The 18,660-nt window shown below is 69.6% G+C and carries 9 protein-coding genes, 1 pseudogene and 1 riboswitch; of the genes and pseudogenes, 6 read left to right on the forward strand and 4 right to left on the reverse strand.

Annotated features, from left to right (window positions below):
* Window positions 1–13: 13 nt before the first annotated feature.
* The 3 genes from ACGFX4_RS19615 to ACGFX4_RS19625 all read left to right on the forward strand — a co-directional run bounded on the left by ACGFX4_RS19615 (window position 14) and on the right by ACGFX4_RS19625 (window position 5,153).
* Window positions 14–475 (forward strand): YdeI family protein, encoded by a 462-nt coding sequence (locus ACGFX4_RS19615; protein ID WP_393075740.1) that lies wholly within the window; start codon window positions 14–16, stop codon window positions 473–475.
* Window positions 476–792: 317 nt separating this feature from the next.
* Window positions 793–1,665, forward strand: coding sequence for a hypothetical protein (locus ACGFX4_RS19620; RefSeq protein WP_393075742.1), 873 nt, complete (start codon window positions 793–795; stop codon window positions 1,663–1,665).
* The gene (locus ACGFX4_RS19625) at window positions 1,650–5,153 is read left to right on the forward strand and encodes a DEAD/DEAH box helicase (RefSeq protein WP_393075745.1); all 3,504 of its coding nucleotides are present in this window, start codon (window positions 1,650–1,652) and stop codon (window positions 5,151–5,153) included. Before ACGFX4_RS19620 ends, ACGFX4_RS19625 begins: the two co-directional genes overlap by 16 nt.
* A gap of 300 nt (window positions 5,154–5,453) precedes the next feature.
* On the opposite strand, the gene ACGFX4_RS19630 is transcribed toward ACGFX4_RS19625, so the two are convergent.
* Window positions 5,454–7,148 (reverse strand): DUF885 domain-containing protein, encoded by a 1,695-nt coding sequence (locus ACGFX4_RS19630; RefSeq protein ID WP_393075748.1) that lies wholly within the window; start codon window positions 7,146–7,148, stop codon window positions 5,454–5,456.
* Window positions 7,149–7,711: 563 nt separating this feature from the next.
* A riboswitch (glycine riboswitch) is annotated at window positions 7,712–7,807 on the forward strand.
* 396 nt (window positions 7,808–8,203) lie between these two features.
* On the opposite strand from ACGFX4_RS19630, the gene gcvT reads away from it, so the two are divergent.
* Window positions 8,204–9,295: a glycine cleavage system aminomethyltransferase GcvT gene (gene gcvT, locus ACGFX4_RS19635; RefSeq protein WP_393075751.1), complete on the forward strand. Its 1,092-nt coding sequence runs from the start codon at window positions 8,204–8,206 to the stop codon at window positions 9,293–9,295.
* A 758-nt stretch (window positions 9,296–10,053) separates the two neighbouring features.
* On the opposite strand, the gene ACGFX4_RS19640 is transcribed toward gcvT, so the two are convergent.
* Window positions 10,054–11,028 (reverse strand): alpha/beta hydrolase, encoded by a 975-nt coding sequence (locus ACGFX4_RS19640; protein WP_393075754.1) that lies wholly within the window; start codon window positions 11,026–11,028, stop codon window positions 10,054–10,056.
* 825 nt (window positions 11,029–11,853) lie between these two features.
* Between ACGFX4_RS19640 and ACGFX4_RS19645 the strand changes: the two genes are divergently transcribed.
* Window positions 11,854–12,771 carry an NAD-dependent epimerase/dehydratase family protein gene (locus ACGFX4_RS19645; protein WP_393075757.1) on the forward strand — a complete coding sequence of 306 codons (918 nt, stop codon included), beginning with the start codon at window positions 11,854–11,856 and terminating at the stop codon, window positions 12,769–12,771.
* Window positions 12,772–13,009: 238 nt separating this feature from the next.
* Window positions 13,010–15,436, forward strand: coding sequence for an ATP-binding protein (locus tag ACGFX4_RS19650; RefSeq protein ID WP_393075760.1), 2,427 nt, complete (start codon window positions 13,010–13,012; stop codon window positions 15,434–15,436).
* 359 nt (window positions 15,437–15,795) lie between these two features.
* On the opposite strand, the pseudogene ACGFX4_RS19655 reads toward ACGFX4_RS19650, so the two are convergent.
* Window positions 15,796–16,305 (reverse strand): annotated as a pseudogene (locus ACGFX4_RS19655) (SsgA family sporulation/cell division regulator); the annotation flags it as partial.
* 788 nt (window positions 16,306–17,093) lie between these two features.
* Complete coding sequence (locus ACGFX4_RS19660) at window positions 17,094–18,584, reverse strand: amino acid permease (protein ID WP_393075762.1); 1,491 nt, start codon at window positions 18,582–18,584, stop codon at window positions 17,094–17,096.
* Window positions 18,585–18,660: the final 76 nt, after the last annotated feature.

Below are 18,660 nucleotides of genomic sequence, written 5' to 3' on the forward strand. Positions count from 1 at the left end.
CTGGCAGCAGGCCGTGGACGAGGCACTGTGCTTCGGCTGGATCGACGGGCAGACCCGCAAGCGCGATGAGGAGAGCTCCTGGAGGCGGTTCACCCCGCGTCGGCCCCGCAGCGTCTGGTCCCAACGCAACGTCGCCAACGTGGCCCGGTTGGAGGTGGCCGGCCTGATGCTGCCCGCCGGCCGCGCCGCCGTGGACGCCGCGAAGGCCGACGGGCGGTGGACGGCCGCCTACGCACCGCCGTCGGAGGCGGAGGTGCCGGACGACCTGCGATCCGCGATCGCCGCCGACCCGGCGGCGCAGGCGATGTTCGAGGTGCTCACCAAGGCCAACCGCTTCTCCCTCATCACTCGGGTCAATGCCGTCAAGCGGGCCGACACGCGCACCCGGAAGATCGCCGAGTGCGTGGCGATGCTGGCCCGGCACGAGACGATCCACCCTCAGAAAGCCAGGCCGACGGACCCGCCGATGTCGTAGCCGGGCGTCCGCCGGAATCGATGAGACGAGCTGGACGCACTCCACGTCCCCGGACCGCGCTGGGACGGCGTAGTGGTGGTGGAGCCCGAGCCGCCGGCAAAGTGGGAGGACCGGTCCGCCGTGTTCGAAGCCCTGCGCGACGGCCGCGGTCGCAATCCACGCACCACCGTCGGGCTGTCGTAGACGGGAGCCCCCAGTTCGACCGGGGAGCAGACCGGTCCGCTCCGACGTTGGGCGCTGCGCCCCGCCCCGCATCGATAGGGTGACTGCATGTCTTCACGGTGGGGCGCGGCACGGCCGGAGCGGGAGGTGGGCGGGTGACGGTACCTGCGCAGCAGGCGATGGAACACGCCCTTGCCGCCGGCGGCCGCCTGGTCGACCTCACCCGCCGGGAGCCCCGCGGCCAGGAGCAGGTATGCCGCTGGGAGCTGGTGGTGACCATCGGGCAGGAGACCGAGGACCGCGCTGCGGCGGCCTGGATCATCGCGGACGAGATCATGCAGGCCCGCACCGACCTGGACGATCTCGGCTACCAGCTTTGGCGCGAGAGCGTCCTGGCCGACACCAAGCTGGTCGGCATTGACCGTGATCACGTCCTGCTTCACGCGGCCCCGGTGTTCGAGGCCAACGATGCCACCGGTGTGACCGGGTACGTGGGCGAGTGGCTCTGGTACCTCCTGACCCGCGACATGCCGCCCGAGGCGGGGCGCAGCGTGGAGGTCTTGGATCCGCCGAAGTCGGCGGTGAACGACGGCGGGCCGGACGGGCTGGTGATCCATCGCGTTCCTGGCAGTGAGCTGGGGTTCGTCTTCCGGCTGTGGGAGATGAAGAAGTTCACCGGCAAGAGCGCCGCGCCGGCCGACACGATCCGCAAGGCGTGGCAGCAGATCAACAACGAGGGTTCCCGCTACATGGGTCAGTTCTCGTGGGGCGGTCGGGCGCTCTCCCCCGACCTGCGGATCTTCGTCGGCTCGATGCCGCGGCAGTGGGTGGAGCGGAAGGAGTCGGGCAACGGCGGCGTCAGTATCGCGCTCAATGCCGCGGACACCCCCGTCACCGCCTTCGACCTCTCGCACACCCACTTCACCACCCACACCCACCCGGGTGCGCTGCAGGGCCTGGTGGTGGCGATCGACGATCTCGAGAACTTCGCGAAGGACGTGAGGGGGTACGTGTGGAGCGCACTCTAGACCCGGAGGTACTCGCCTCGGCGCTCGGCGAGTACCAGCCTGGCGGTGTGCTGCCCAGCGCGCAGGACCTGCTCGCGGCGATGACCGAGCTGGAGATCGCGGCGTTCCGCGGCAACCGCGAGATCGACGACGCGACACTCGCCACCGCGTGGTACCTGCACGGCCTCGCCGCCCTGGACCCGGAGACACCCGGCTACGACCAGGTGCGCGTGCGTCGGGCGTTCGCCGCCAGCGCGCACCTGATGGACCTCGCCGTGGGCGACCGGCGCCGCCCGGCGGCCGAACGGCTCCAGATCGCCTTCGCCGCGCAGGCCGGCTACCGGCGCTGCGAGCAGGAGCCGAACGCCACCGCCGTCTACCGGCAGGTGCGCGGCCTGATCGACATCACCGGTGAACTCCGCCTGCATATCGGCACCCTGGCGGTGGAGGCCGGTGTCGTCTTCCTCGGCTTCGACCGGCCGGAGGTGGGCCGGGCGCTGCGGGTGTGGCGGCGGCAGCTGCGCGGGGTGCGGCGGGTGATGCGCCGCGACTCCCTGGCGCGGACCATGTACGGGCCGGCGGAGGCCGTCGTGGAGGCGGTCTTCCACCTGTACCAGTTCCTGGGGACCGGCGAGGAGCGGGACCTGCTGGCCGCGCAGCGGCTGCTGGTGGATGTGATGACCGAGGTGGCGGGTCGCGGCGACGGTCTGGCGCGGTGGGTCGCCGCCCACCTGCTCCAGTTGAGCGGGGAGATGGCGGACAGCAGCCTGTACCGGCTGCTGCCTTCGGGTACTCCCGCGGCGGTGGCGCGCAGCTTCGCCATGTCGGAGCCGCCGGTGATGACCCTGTGGCCGCCTCAGCGCCAGCTTCTGCAGTTGGAGCGGGGCAACCCGCTCGACCCGGCCACGTCGCGGAGCCTGATCAGCGTGCCCACCAGCGCGGGCAAGACGCTGATGGCCCAGCTGGTGATCTGCTCGCACCTGGCGCAGCGTCCCGGTCGGGTGGTGTACGTGTCGCCGATGCGCAGCCTGGGGCGGGAGATGCGCACCGCGCTGCGGGGCAGGCTGCGGGTGCTGGGGCGGCGCCTGGCTGCGGAGCAGCCGGAGTTCCCGCTGAGCACTTGGGCCTCGGCCGCCGAGCCGGACGGCGGGGACGTGGAGATCGTCACCCCCGAGCGGCTCATGCACATGATCCGCAACAATCCCGAACGGGCGCTGGAGGACGTCGGCCTGGTCGTCGTCGACGAGGCCCACCACCTGGGCCAGGGCGACCGCGGCTTCGTGCTGGAGAGCCTGCTCGCGCTGCTGCAGGCCCGCACCGACATCCGCCTCATCCTGCTGTCGGCGGCGGTCGGCAACAAGGGCGACATCGCCTCCTGGCTCGACCCGACCCGCCCGGAGCGGGAGGTCTACTTCACCGACACCTGGCGGGGCCCGCGCCGACTTCACGGCCTCATGTACCCGCACCTCATGAAGGACCAGGCCGAGCTGACCGAGCGCCCGGCGACAGCGGGAGTCCCCTCGGAGGTGATCGCCACGGTGCCGGTGGAAGCCATCTTCGCTGTCAGGCCGACCGCCGCCTCCGCCATCAGACGGTTGACCACCGGCGAGGTGGGCACACGGCGCTACCGCGGTCGTAACGCCCGCCAGTGGCGCAAGGCCCTGCCGAACGGGATCGTCAACTACAAGGTCTTCGCCGCTGGCGCCGCGAGCCTCACCAACGCTGGCAGCGTCCTGATGGTCGTCGGCACCCGCCGGGATGCTCGTAACGCCGCGCTCGCCATCGCCGAGAACCTCCCCGAACGACCCCAGGCCGCCGCTCTGGCCGACTACCTTGCTGAAGCACTCGGCGAGGAGCACCCGCTGGTCGGCTGTGTCCGGCACGGCGCCGCCTACCATCACGGCGCCCTGCCCGAGGACGTCCTGCACGCCGTCGAAGGCGCGCTGCGCCGCGGCGACCTCCTGGCGATCGCCTGCACCAGCACCCTCACCGACGGCGTCAACCTGCCTGTGCGCACCGTCATCGTCCACCACAAGGTCGACGGCGACCCCCTCACCTACGACGGCGAGCACGCGCTGTCGCCCGCCGAACTCCTCAACGCCATCGGGCGCGCCGGGCGCGCCGGCAGGGAGAGCGAGGGGTGGATCTTCCTGACCCGCCCCTTCGAGCCCCGGCCCGCCGAGTTCGAGCACCTCGACCCCGACCCGGAGCAGCTGCGCGTCACCTCCACGCTGATGACCGAAGAGGCGCTCGCCTCCCTCGCCGAGGCCGAGCAGACCCTGCGCGACGACGCAGACGGCATCTTCGCCCTGGCGGACAGCACCGCTGCGGACTTCACCTCCTTCGTCTGGCTCGTACTGCACCTGCACGCCAGTGCCGCCCAGCCGCAGGGCCACCCTCTCGACGCCCTGGACGGGCTGTTCGGCCTGACCCGGACCGGCAACGCCCGAGCCGCCGGCCGGTGGCACGCGCTAGCGGACCGCGTCGCCGAGACGTTCGAGAGCACCGAGCCCGCCCCGGCCGGCCGCTGGGCCGCCACCGGAACCAGCCTCGGATCCGCCCGCTACCTGGATTGGCTCGCCGCGCACCTGACCGTGTACCTCAACCAGCACGCCGACGAGAACACCGACGAGTTTCTGGCCGAGCCGCCGGAGTGGCCGCTGCAGGAAACCCTGGACTTCCTCACCGAGCACCGGGTCTTCGACCGCCTCCTCGAACGCTGCCCCGAAGTCACCCCGCACTGGGCCTTCAAGGACAAGGAGGGGGCCTGGGGCAGGGCCATGACCGTTCCAATCGCGCCCGCGCTGCGCGAGTGGATCTCCGGCGCCGCCATCCCCGACCTCGCCCGCTCCTGGCAGCCCGACGTCCCCGCCGCCTGGGCGCTGGACCAGGCCGTACGCAACATCAGCACCGCCTTCGGACACGCCCTGAGCTGGACGATCGGCGCCCTGACCAACCTCGTCAACACCAACCCCGCCCTCTCCCCCACCGCGCCCCGGCTCAACACCCACACCGCCTGGCACATCCGCCACGGCGTCGACACCGACCAGGCCCTGACCCTGCTCTCCGCCGGCGTCACCTCCCGGCGCATCGCCCACCTCCTGGGCCGCGAAGCCCACCGCCTCGGTCACCGCTCCGACGCGCTTCGACAGTGGACCGCCCAACACCACATCGACGGATGGATCGAGCGGTACGGCGCCGGCGAGTACGAGATCCAGGACCTCCTGGAATACGTCCGAACCCCCGCCGACCTGATCAACCGGCTCATCGACAGCGGCACCGCCACCACCCCCCTGACCCGGCTCGTCCCAGGAACGCCCGACGGGCCGGTCGAAATCGCCCGCCCCGGCCGGAGCAACCAGACCATCCGCATCGACCGCGACAAGCACCGGGTGGCGACGGTTCCCGCCGACCGGCACCTCGACGTCCTCGTCATGCTCAACAGCGGCCTCGAACTCGACCACCGCCTCCAGGACGGCCGGCTCGTCACCACCCGGCGCGTCCGCTAGACCCTCGCCGTCCGACGGCACCGGAAGGTCCGACGCACAACGAGGCCTCGGCGAACCGCGAAGCGCAGCGCCGCAGCGCTCCGAACGACAAGCTCGAGGACCGCCTGCAGACCGTCGAGCTGGTCGCGAACACCGTCACCAAGCTGACGGAGGTCGCACGCAGCTGGGGTGTACACGCTACTGAAGGCCCTGGGCCTGATGTAGCGCGTACACAGCAGTGTCGGTGGCGCTGAGCCGGCCCTGCGGCGGAGCGGTGACCGGAACGCTGTACGGGTGCTCGGGGTGGGGGACGGGCTGCGTCTACAGGACCGCGAGGCTGTCGACCAAGTCGTCGAGGCCGAGCGAGCCCTGGGAGAGCGCCTTCATGTGCCAGGCCTTCAGGTCGAACGCGGAACCGTGACGGCGCTTCGCCGCCGCGCGGCCTTGGAGCCAGGCGCGTTCGCCGAGCTTGTAGCCGATGGCCTGGCCGGGCCAGCCGAGGTAGCGGTCGATCTCGCTGGCGCGGCGGGCCGCCGGGCTGCCGTTGTACGTGGCCATGAACTCCGCGGCGAGGGCCGGCGTCCAGCGCTCGCCGGGGTGGAAGCCGGAGTCGGCGGGGATGGCGAGTTCGAGGTGCATGCCGATGTCGACGATCACGCGGATCGTGCGCAGCATCTGCCCGTCGAGGAAGCCGAGGCGGTTCGCGGGCTCGGAGTAGAAGCCCAGTTCATCCATGAGGCGCTCGGCGTACAGTGCCCAGCCCTCGATGTTGGCGCTGACCGTGCCTGCGGTGACCTGGTAGCGGCTGAGCCGGTCGGCGACCGCGACCCACTGGGCGAGCTGGAGGTGGTGGCCCGGGACGCCTTCGTGGTACCAGATGCTGACGAGCTGCCAGGTCGGGAAGGTGTCCTGGCCGAGGGTGGGCATGAAGGTGCGTCCGGGGCGGCTGAAGTCGAGGCTCGGGCCCTGGTAGTAGGGTCCGGAGGCGCTGCCGGGGGGTGCGATGCACGACTCGACGTTGCGGATCGGGCCGGAGAGGTCGAAGTGGCTGGCGTCGAGGGCGGTGATCGCTTCGTCCATGAGCTGCTGCAGCCAGTCCCGGATGGCCTCCCCGCCCTTGATTGCGTGGCCGTGCTGCTCCAGGTGGTGCATGGCCTCGAGGAGGGGGGCGCCCGGCAGGAGGCGGCCGGCCTCGATGCGCATCTCGCCGAGCGTGCGGTGGAACTCGTCCCAGGCCCAGGCGTAGGCCTCGTCCAGGTCGAGTGCGGCGCCGGTGTTGTGGCGGGCGGCGCACAGGTAGCGTTCGCGGCCAACGGCGTCCGGGGTGTCCGCCGCGGCGGGGACGTAGGTGTCGCGCAGCCAGTCGCGGAAGTCGGCGACGGCGGCAGTGGCCCGGTGGGCAGCGCTCTCCAGCTCGGGGCGCAACCGGTCGCTGCCGCTGGCGACGAAATCGGCGAACCAGCCCGCGCCGGTGGCCGCGTGCTGCCCGCCGGCCTCACCGGTCCACGCGGTGAGCTGACCGACCATCCCGGTGGCCTGTCGGGGTGCGGCGAGCAGACCGCGGGAGATGCCCTCGGTGAGAGTGGCCCGGTAGCCGTCCAATGCGCCGGGAAGGTTGCGCAGCCGTCCGGCTACCGCGGCCCAGTCCTCATCGGTGGCGGTGGGCATGAAGGAGAAGATCGTCCGCACCTGGTCGACGTGCGCGCCCACCGTGCGCAACTGCCGGAAGTTCTCGCCGGTGTCGTGCATCGCGAGTTCGGCGGTGAGGCGTTCTCTCAGCAGCCGGGCGCAGGCCTGTTCGGCGCGACCGTCCGAAGCCGGAGCGTCCGGAGCGGGAGCGGCGTCGAGGACGGCGAGAGTGCGGCGGGCGAGCTCAGCGCGGGCCTCGAAGCCGTCGGGTGAAAGGTCCGGCTGCCGGTCGTCACCACGGTTCAGGCCCAGCCAGGCCGAGGTCATCGGGTCGGCCGCAGCCAGCCGGTCGAGATGGTCGTCGGCTATAGCACGCGAAGAAATCATTTCATCTGCCATATGGACATCCTGACGCACCGTCGGCAACGGGGAAGCCGGGCCAGGGTCTCTGCGCGTTCGACTGCGCCCGCCAGCACGAACAGCACGCCCATGCCCATGCCCGGCAGGCTCGGAGCTCTCACCGCAGGGACCACGCGCCGCCGGGCGGGAAGGTCTGCGCGATCCCGAGGGCGGACGTGCGCAGTGCCGGGAGGACTCCGAAGGCGATCACTGCGGCCGGTCGACGGTGTCACGCTGTCAAACCAGAGGTTGTGGCCGGTCGGCCCGGGGCTCTACTGCTGGAACGGCTCGAGGACCACAGTCCGTACAGCCCGGTAGTCACCGGTTCCCTGGTCTCGGTCCTCCTGCTGCTCGTCGCAATTCCCGCTCCTGCAGCGGCGCTGGCGAGCCGATCTGATTGCCGATGAAGTCAAGGCCTGGCGCCCGCCGCGCCGCGGCTGTCGGGTGAGCGCCTTGAGGGGCCGATGACCAATCGGTGGACCGAGTCTTGACGGCCCGTCCTGACTCGCATACTTTGCCCTGAACAGCACAACAATCGAATACTCCGCCGATGATCCTGCGCGGGAGAGATTGCACTCGCAGGAGCGTGACGCCGAAGGAGCAAATCCTCCCCGGAAACTCTCAGGCACCGTCACCGCGCAGAAGAAGGCGGGCTCTGGAAAGCAGGTGCGTGTGACGTACCTCGCCCACGGTGAAAGCAGCGTGTAGCGACGCGCTGTGAAGCTCTCAGGCCAATGACAGAGGGGGAGGCCCAATCGACCGCACGCCGTAGCGCGTGCCGCCCCGTCGAGGAGCCTCCGATGGCCTTCTTCTCTCTTCCCCGCCTTGCGGTGTCCGAATTCCCGCGAGCGCGCAGCATCATCCACCGGTCAACAACGGGCGTCTGATCCCCGTTCCTGGTTCCCGCTCGCGCCTTTCCGGCCGTCACCGCTTCGGCGGGGACGTGCCGTTCGGGGCGGCGCAGCGCGTGGAGCTCTCTGTAGCAGCCTGCACACCGTGCCGCAGCAGTGCTGGCCGGCTGGTGTGTGTCTGAGAGGACAACCATGTCGAAGAAGAGTCCCCTGTACGACATCCATCGGGAACTCGGCGCCGCCTTCGCCGATGTCGCGGGATGGTCGATGCCCCTTCGCTACAGCTCCGAGTTGGCCGAGCACCATGCCGTTCGGACCGCGGTGGGTCTGTTCGATCTCTCGCATCTGGGAAAGATTGAGGTCTTTGGGCCGGAAGCCGGGCGTGCCCTGGATCATGCGCTGGTCGGGGAGCCGTCGAGGACACCGGTCGGACAGAGTCGCTATTCCGTCCTGGTTCACGAGAGCGGCGGCATCCTCGACGACGTCGTGGTTCACCGCGTCGAGGCGAGCAGGTATCTGATCGTCTGCAGCACTGTCGTTGTGTGTCCTGTCCTTCGGGACCGGGTCGACGGGTTCGCGGTCACGCTCCAGGACGCGACGAACGACTGGGCGCTGCTGGCGCTCCATGGTCCTGCGGCGGCCGCGCTCGTCGATGAAGTGGCGGAAGTGGATACTTCGAGGCTGCCGCGCCACACGATCTCCCGCGCCCGTCTGCAGGGCATGGACGTCCTGCTCTCGCGCACCGGCGGCACCGGTGAGGACGGCTTTGAGATCTACTGCTCCCCCGGCTGCGGGCCCTCCGTGTGGCGGGCCCTCACGCTGGTCGGCTCCGGGCAGGGGCTGGCGGCGTGTGGTCTGGCCTCTAGGGACATGCTGCGGTTGGAGGCCGGGGTACCAGCCCAGGGCCGGGAGCTCACCGTACGCGTCACTCCGTTCGAAGCCGGCCTCGGCAACGTCGTGGCCTTCGACAAGCGCGCATCGTTCGTCGGGGACACGGCGCTTCGGGCCCGCCGGGGCGTCACTCCTTCCCGTTCGCTGGTGGGGCTGACGACCGCCGGTCCCACCGTGCCCCGTAGCGGCCACCGTGTGCTCGATCGGCATACCCGCGAACCTATCGGCGAGATCACCTCGGGCGAAATGTCCCCGACCCTTGGCCACCCGGTGGCTATGGCCTATCTGCGCGCGCACCGCACCGAGCCCGGCACCGAGGTCCTTGTCGAGGTCGGTGCCGGCCGTGAGGAGGCGGTCGTCACGCTCCTTCCGTTCTATCGACGCTCCTTGTAGCCGCGGCCCAGGCGGCACCACCCGGTCGCGCTGCCGCTTCTGGCTCTGGGCCCGACGGTGATCGTCGATGCGGCCAACGCGGTGGAGGAGGCGCGGGCGCAGTAGCGGGCGCCGGCGTCTCGTCGCGGCGTGCCGGTGGTGTTCGTCGAGGTGGCGTGCTCGGATCCGACAGCGCATCGCCGTCGACTCGAAGGCCGGTCACGGGAGATCGACAGCTTCCACGAGCCGACGTAGGAGGTGGTCGAGCGCCGGGCGGGAAGCGTTCGCTCCATGGGCCGGCGATCGACTGGTCCTGGACAGCGTCATCGACCTGTCGCAGAACATCCCGACAGCCTTGGGGTTCCTGACCGCAGCGTCATGATCTTTGGTTCGCCCGTTTGGCATATCAGGCCGCCGTGAGCTGCTCGTGCTCGGCCAGAACACCGTCTTCGAGCTTCGCACCTGCGCGGACCAGCGCGACCAAGTGGCCTCCGCGGACCGCGCCAGCTGGCCTGGGCCGACTCGAGCTGCTTGAACACCATGGCCAGGCTGCCGGCGCCCCGTTTCTCCGGTAGTGCCAAGTCGCGCTGCGGTCCGCTCCGGTCATGGCCGGAGAGCTCCCGCTGCTGATCTCCAGGGTGTAGGGACTGACCAGATCCGCCCGGCCGGGCCGCAGCTGGGGTACGTCGCAGAGCGCGATCGGCCGGGGCCGGAGAGGCAAGAAGAATGCCTGCCGGACCCGGCGTCATCTGCGATTCCAGCGTGCGGACTTGCGTGGGTCAGCTGCCGTGGAGTGCTGTTCGGAGGGCGTCGATGGCGAGTTTGCGGGCGATGTTGGCGGCGCGGGTGTCGCGCAGGCTGTCCAGGAGCATGAAGTCGTGGACCATCGCCTGGACGCGGACGGAGGTGACGTCGACGCCGGCCTCGCGGAGCTTGTTGGCGTACTGCTCGCCCTCGTCGCGCAGCACGTCCGCCTCGTCGGTGATGACGAGGGTGGTGGGCAGGCCCTTGAGCTGTTCCAGGGTCGACTGCAGGGGCGAGGCGTGGTGCTCGGCGCGCTTGGCGGGGTCGGTGGTGTAGGCGTCCCAGAACCACTTCATGCCGTCACGGGTGAGGAAGTAGCCCTCGGCGAACTGGTGGTAGGACGGGGTCTCGAAGTTCGCGTTGGTCACCGGGTAGAGCAGGACCTGGGCCTTGAGGTCGATCCCGCCGCGCTCCTTGTTCATCAGCGCGAACACGGTCGACATGCAGCCGCCGACCGACTCGCCGGTCACGGCGATCCGGGAGGTGTCCAGGCCGTGCTCCGCGCCGTGCTTGAGGACCCACTGGCCGACCGCGTAGTTCTGCTCGACCTGGGTCGGGTACTTCGCCTCCGGCGCCCGGTCGTACACCGGGAAGACACCCGCCGCGCCCGCCCCGACCGTGAGCTCCCGGAACAGCCGGTCGTGGGTCTTGTCGTCGCCGAACACCCAGCCCGCGCCGTGGATGTAGAACACCACCGGCAACGCGCCAGCGGCGCCCTTCGGGCGGATGATGCGAGTACGGACGGTGCCCCACTCGCCCGCGTCCACCTCCACCCACTCCTCGTCGACCTCAGGCCGCGGCACACTCAGGTCCGCCTGCAGGCCCGCCAGGATGTCACGCCCCTGCTCCGGCGGGACCTCGTAGATCCGCGGATGCGGATCCGTCGCATCACTCAACTCCTGCGCGGCCCGCTCCAGATACGGCGTGATCGGCGGAGGAATATCAGACATGTCGACTCCATTGTCACGAGTACGTGTTTGTGTCGTCCTGCCGTCCGGAGCCGGCCGCAACCGCGAATTCTCCGGGACAGGAGGTTTCCCGGCCCTCAATCCTTCGCGCGGTTTCTACTATCTGCAACCTGGCGCATTGAGCTCCGGAACTGCGAGTCCATCGTCCTTGAACGCCGATGCCCTGCCGTGCCCGACGCGCCGACGAACACGCCTTGCCGGCGTGACATGTGCCCCGCCCTGAGCTCGGTGCCAGCCCGGATTACGTATACGTATATCGCGCACGGCGGCCTTTCATTCCGGCCGGCGGTGGACCCTGCTGCGCGTGGTGTTCGGCGAGCGCCCTTGACAACAAGGCCCTGGCGTTACCCCGGACGAGCCAGGCCCGGCCGAACCGAGAGAAGGACTCCACATGGTGAAGCCACCGGGCCGGTAGAGCGAATTTAGGTATACGTATTCACACGACCTGGGGTGCAGCGCGCCGAGACGACAGCCTCTGCATCTCCTTCCCTGGAGGTAATCGGGCCGTCTGCCGGCGCGGGAGTGCGCACCGAATGGCCACTGTTCTTCGAGCTCATGCGGTCATATGACTCGCAGCCGGATGGCCCGTTGACCGGCAACCATCAGCTTCATACACAGTGAAGCAGGCAGGTGTTAGCAGCATGGGCTCGCATGGGTCCATTTCTGCGGCGCGGCCGCGATGCGGGCACCGAATCGTGCAGCAATGATTGAGTCTACGGCGGCAGCCGGAGACCCGAGCCGAGAAGCAAAGTGGCATGGGGCAAACGGTCCGACCATGTGATTTTCACGAAAAGAGTGACACATCCCATGCAGACGGTTCTGGGCGCCAACGGGCCCATCGGCGAGGAGCTGACCCGCGAGCTGTACCGTGGGTTCACACGCGACATCCGGCTGGTCAGCCGCCACCCCGCGAAGATCCACGACACCGATCAGCTCGTCAGGGCCGACCTGACGGACCCCGAGGCCACGAAGCAGGCCGTCGAGGGCAGTGAGATCGCGTACCTCACCGTGGGACTGCCCCTGGACTCGCAGCTGTGGGAGCGACAGTTCCCTGTCATGATGCGCAATGTCATCGACGCCTGCGCGAGGTACGGCACCAAGCTCGTGTTCTTCGACAACACGTACATGTACCCCGGTACAACCGTCCCGCAGACCGAGTCGACCGGCTTCGAGCCGAACGGACGCAAGGGCCGAGTGCGCGCGCAGATCGCGACGATGCTGCTGGATGCCATGAAGGCGGGATCCGTCGACGCCGTCATCTGCCGGGCTCCGGAGTTCTACGGCCCGGGAAAGACCAAGAGCCTGACCAACTCGCTTGTCTTCGACCGGATCAAGGCAGACAAGCGGCCACTCGTCCCGATCAGTGCGAAGACCTCCCGTTCACTCATCTGGACACCGGACGCCGGCCGCGCCATGGCGCTGATCGGAAACACCCCGGACGCCTACGGCCAGACCTGGCATCTGCCCATCGACCCGCACCGCCCCACCTACGCCGAGATGATCCGGGTGGCCGAACAGGTCACCGGCCGCAGTATTCGGTACACAGTGCTGCCGCTGGCCGTGTTCAGGATCGGCGGGAGCTTCATCGGCCGGCTCGGAGAGGTCCAGGAGCTGCTGCCCCGGTACCGGGGTGACAACATCTTCGACGCCTCGAAGTTCGCGGCGCGGTTTCCCGACTTCACCGTCACCTCTCACCAGCAGGGCATCGCCGAGATCCTCGGCTGACGGTCCGTCGGGGCGCCCCCGGCACCGGACGCACCCGTGCCAGCGCCGGTCACCGGCCGCCCGCTCCGGTCACCCTTGGCTGCCGTGTTCGAGGCCGTCGCTGCCTCTGCCCGGCTGATCGCGTGTGCGTCGTTCTTCACGGAGTGCAGCAGCGCCAGCCTGGCGGAACTGCGCCGTTCCATGGCCTACGGTGGGTCGCCACGGCCCTGAGCGAGCACACACGACGGGAGGGTTGGGCATGGGGTTTGCATTCGGTCAGCAGCGTGGCGGGCAGCTGCCGGCCGACCGGAGCAGCTTCGTCGGGAGGGCGGACGAGGTCGCTGCCGTCTCGGAGGCGCTCGACCGGACACCTCTGGTGACGCTGGTCGGGCCGGGAGGTGTGGGCAAGAGCCGTGTCGCCCTGCGCGCGGCGGACTCCCTCAGGCCGCGGTTCCCCGACGGGGTCTGGTTGACGGAACTGTCGACACTGCACGACGCGGAACTTCTCCCTGCCACCCTCGCCGGCGTTCTCGGCCTTCCGGAGCAGCCCGGCTCGACGCCGTTGGACGCTCTCGTGGGACATCTGCGGGGCCGTCAGTTGCTGATCGTGCTGGACACCTGTGAGCACATCATCGACGCCTGCGCCGTGCTGTGCGATGTGCTGCTGCGGGAGGCTGCGAGCGTCTCTGTGCTGGCCACCAGCCGGCAGCCCCTCGCCGTTCCCGGGGAGCGCTGCATCACGATCGGTCCGCTCCCCCACGCCGACGCCATGGCGCTCTTCGAGCAGCGGGCCCTCACCTCCGTCCCGGGTTTCGCTGTCACCGACAGCAACCGCGGGCAGGTCTCGGCGCTCGTCGGGACGCTGGAAGGGCTCCCGCTGGCGCTGGAGCTGGCTGCGGTCAGGCTGCGGACCGTGCCCTTGGACCATCTCACGGCCCGTCTTGAGGAGCGGTTCGGGATTCTGACGGGTATGCGTCGCACCGCGCCCGGACGTCACCAGACCCTGCGTACGGCGATCGACTGGTCGTACGAGTTGTGCACTGATGAGGAGCGGCTGCTGTGGGCGAGGCTGTCGGTCTTCACCGGCGCCTTCGAACTGTCCTCCGTAGAAGGTGCGTGTGCGGATTCGTCTCTGCCTGCGGAGGACGTGCTGTGCGTTCTCAGTGACCTCGTCGACAAGTCGGTCGTCTACCGCGAGGGCTCGGACGCAGCCCGGTACCGCATGCTGGACACGCTGCGCGCCTACGGAGCAGAACGGCTGGCCGAGTACGAGGTCGACGGCAGGTCTCGCGAGCGGCACTTCCTGCTGTACCAGCAGCTGGGCGATCGCCTGTGGGAGCAGTTCCTCACCGACCAGCAGGCCGAACTGCACCGCTCGTTCCGCAGGGAGATCGCCGACATCCGTGCGGCCCTGCAGTACGCCTTCAACACCCCGGGGCGGGCTGCTCAGGGACTGTGGCTTGCTGCGCAGCTCGCTCCCTACTGGCGGGCAGCGGGGACGCAGTCCGAGGGGCGCTACTGGATCGATCAGGGGTTGCAGGCCAGTCCCGACGACGGCGCCTCTCGTGCCTGGGGCCTGCTCATGGCCGGGCTTCTCGCCGTGTGGAGCTGTGACCTGGAGAGTGCGCCCCAGCATTTCGCCCAGGCGTGGGAAGTGGCCGTCCGGTGTGGTGAGGAGCGGGTCCAGCTGCTGGCCGCACCGAGTCTGGGGGCTATGCGGGTAATGCGTGGCGAGGTCGAGGAGGGTCTCGCGGAATGGGAGCGGGGGTATCAGCGTCTTGTCGAGATCGACGACCTCCTGGGCCTGTCCGTGACCCGGTCCGAGGGTCCTTTGCTGAAGGCGGCCCTCGGTGACTCCGCCGGAGCGCTGGCGTGGTGCCAGGCCAATCTCGATCGTCTCGAGGGCACCGGTGAACGCCAGCTCTGTGCCGCCACGCTGGCCGTTCAGGGCGTCATTCTGTGGCTCGAGGGGCGCGTTGAGGACAGCGTTCCCGGTCTGCGTGAGGCTCTGGAGGCGAGCAGTGAGATCGGGGACGTGCCCGTCGCTGCCTTGTGCTGTCTCGGGCTGGCCTGGCATGCCGCTGCGAAGGAGCGATTCGTTCAAGCGGCGTGGCTGCTCGGCTACGGCCAGAGTGCGCGCAAGCCGGGCAGCGACCCCATCGGTATTCTGCCTTCGCTGCTGGAGCAGCAGGATGCGGTGATCGCGGCCGTTCGTGCCGCGCTCGGCGCCGCGGGCTTCGAGCGCTGGCATGGTCACGGTGGGCGGATGTCGGGTGACGAGGTTCTCCGGGCGGTTCGGGCCGACACAGACGAGCCGCCCCGGTCGCCGGACGGGCCCGGTGTCGGAGGAGATGATGCGAGGCCGACAGGTCTGACCGCTCGCGAACGCGAGGTGGCCTCCCTGGTTGCGCAGGGGCTGTCCAATCGTGAGATCGCCGGCCGGTTGGTCATCTCGAAGCGGACCGTGGACACCCACGTCGAGCACATCCTTGCCAAGCTGCAGGTCTCTGCGCGGGCCCGCATCGCCCAGGCGCTGGAGGACAAAGACACCCTCCCCGCGTCTCGGGCGGACCTCCCTGGCTCGCTGGCGGCCCGCCTGTCGGCAGGGCCGGCGATCCCGGTCGGCAGCGGGCGCGGCCGCGGTCCGAAGTCGACTGCGGATGACGAGCCGTTCCCAGGTCGGTGAGCTCGGCGATGCCTTCTCCCCAGGGTCCCAGCCGGTCGACCGCTTCGCCGACGTGCTCCTCGTCCTGGCCCTGGCGTTCCGTCAGATCCGACGGTCCCGGGATTCCCGGTGAGCTCCGGCCCGGAACCCGCTGGTTGGCTTGGAGTCCGGTGTGCGCTTTGTTCGCTCCTGTACTTCGCCAGGAGGCTGATCACCGCCGGGCGAGGGGGTCTGCAGGCCTCGAACGCCGGCCTGGGACTTGGGATGCGGTCACTCGTCGCTGTCCTCGTCACGGCGCCACGGCTGACGAGGACTGGGTGGGTCGTCAAACAGGATCGGAGGTTGTTGGGCTCCTCGAGGTGCAGGTGTTCGCCCCCGATGGGCACGATGTTCTCGCTCTGCGCGAGGAAGTCAGTGATGACCACGGTCGGCATCCGGAGCACCGCAACGCTCTCCTCCCCGACGAGGGAGACACAGACCGTGTCACGCTCCGTGTCGTTGGCCGGGCTCGGGAAGACGGACACATCTCCGCCGCCGGCCCACCTGGTCGTGCCTGCGGACAGGAGGTCGCGGGCGAAGGTCCATCGCACTGGCTCGCCCGCCGACACCTGCACGTCCAAGTGGACCGCGTACGGCTCTGAGGGGTCGTAGCGCAGGCAGGTCGGAACAGGCACGGCCAGGCCCGGTGCCACGACGACCTCCGCGTCGATCCGCTCCACCACGCCGCCCGCCGCGGTGCGCTGGCGAGGGACGCGGCCGCCGGTCACGACGCGGCTCCGTGCGCGGCGATCGTGCGCGACCTCGGCCTGGGCGGGGTCGCCCTGTGCCGGCGCCCCCGGCGGACAGGCGGATGCGGCCCGAAACGTGGCGGCTGCATCAGCCGGTCCCATTCGGGATCCGAGTCTCCGGGCACCACCCGCCCGGCAGCACGCCACTGCGCTTCCAAGGCCGAGAACAGCGGGCAGTCAAGAGGAAACGTTTCTTCACATTCGTTGAAATGTCCATCAATTTCCACGCCATGTCCAACGAGGGACACCCGGGCGGGTCACGTTTCGCTGTCCGCCGTGATCACCCTTGGTCGCGAGCAGGAGAAGGCAGGGCCGGGCCATTCAGTACCACGTCCCCTCGGCCGATCGAGATTCACCGCCTGCAAGCGACCTGTGCCCCGGACCGGGCCACTGACCTGTTGCACACAGTGCCCGACGGCCCATCGCGCACTGCTGTCGCTGTATCCGGCGGGCCACGTGTTCGCGTGACAGTCCCGCGAATGCCTCTCCGCCGTCCGGACAGCTTTTCGTCGCTCTCGAGTACCAGGGCGCTGATCGAGGACAGCGGGGAACTCACCGCCAGACTGCTTGTTGGTCCCTCGCCCCCGGACAGGCCTGCCCTCGTGCCGGGCCGCGGTAGGGGCTTGGCACGAGGGCAGGAACGGCCCCGCCGCTACGGGGTGGGGCCACTGCCACGTCGGTCGGCAGCGGGTGGCCGTACCGGTGCTGGGTGTCCGGCCTGCTGGCGGGGGCTCACATCTGCCGGTTGCCGGTGGGGACCCTGATCCGGCGAGCTGGTCCGGGTTGAGCGGCTTGATCCCGACATCTGTGACGGCCCACTCGTTGGCCCACACATCGGCGGCCGTCGCCGGCCCGGTCCGTCCAGCTGGTGGTTGCGGTCCTGGACCGGATCATGGGCTGCCCACCCGGGTGCGGGTTTCGCCGGTGTGCGGTGACTGCCAGTCGATCGTCGGCGCGCCGGCCTGACCTCGGGCGAATCGCTGCCTGAGCGCGACCAGCCACCAGAGCGCGGCGATGGCCAGGCCGGCGAGGACGTAGTAGTCCGCCTTCCGGAACTCGGCGGGCAGGGTCAGGACCAGGATCACGGCGACGAGCCACACCACGGCGGCGCCGAACACGACGGGCGCGAAGCGGCCGAGGTGGAAGGTCCCCGGTATCGCCTTCAGCTGCGGGCGCTTGAACCCGTAGGCCAGGACGGTCAGCAGGTAGACCAGGTAGGGCAGAACGGCGGTCGCGCCGACGAGCGTGCCGAAGGAGTTGGAGCTGTTGTAGCCGAAGATCACGACCGCGAGGTTGAGCACGTAGCCGCTGACAAGCGCGACGACCGGGGTCTGCGTGGTGCGGCTCACTCGTCGCAGCGCCGCGGACCCCGGGAGCATGTTGTCGCGTGCCATGGCGTACAGCAGCCGGGCGATGACCGCGGCGGAGACCACCATCAGGGCGAACATCGCGAAGACCACTACACCGACGAAGCCGCGCGCGAGGCCCTCGCCGAGCCAGTACTGGATCACCCCGGGCAGGCCTGCGCTCGCAAGGACGTCGTCGCTGGGAACGGCGACCGTGAATCCGATGAGCACGACCATACCCAGCACCACCGAGACCACGACGCTGCCGATGATCGCCCGCGGGACGGCGCGCTTGGCGTCGACCGCTTCCTCCGCGACGTCGGCCGCCCCCTCGAAGCCCGCGAGCGTGTAGACGCCGACCAGCGCGGCAAGCGCGACCGCGTACCAGTAGGGCTGGCCCGGCAAGTGGTGATGCGTCCCGAGGTATCCCAGGTCGTGATCCGTCTTCGTGTCGTCGCGCACCCACAGGAAGAACAGGAGCACGGCCAGGACGACGGTACCGAGGATCTCGGCGAACACCGCAAAGTTGTTGATGCGGGCGGCCGCCTGAACGCTGATGACGTTGATCAGATAAGCAACCGTCAGGACCAGCAGCGCGATGAACAGCGTCAGGCGCGGCGACGCGCCGTCCACACCGAGGACGTACTCGGTCAGCGGGGCAACCGCGAGGTACACGATGCCCGGGACGCCGACGGCCCCGTACAGGATGCCGAGGGCCCCGATGAACCAGCCGTAGCCCGGCCCGACCAGCCGCGAACCCCACTGGTAGCTCGCTCCTGCCAGGGGGATCCGCGTGCCCAGCTCGGCCAGCACCAGCGCGACCAAGAGCTGGCCCACTCCGACCACAGGCCAGATCCAGATGCTGACCGGCCCCAACCTCGTGATCCCGAACGAGAAGTTGAGGAAGATACCGGTGGTGATCGACATGATGGAGAAGGAGACGGAGAAGAGCGAGAACCAGCTGAGAGAGCGCCGCAGTTCCTGCCGGTAGCCGAACTCGTTGACGGTCCAGTCGTCGCGCCCGGGCCCGGTCACCGAGCACCTCCACAGACAACATCGGCCGACACGGCAGCGCCCATCGCGGCGAGGGCATCCCCGCGGACGGGGAGCA

The organism is Kitasatospora sp. NPDC048365 (assembly GCF_043200835.1).
Lineage (GTDB): Bacteria > Actinomycetota > Actinomycetes > Streptomycetales > Streptomycetaceae > Kitasatospora > Kitasatospora terrestris.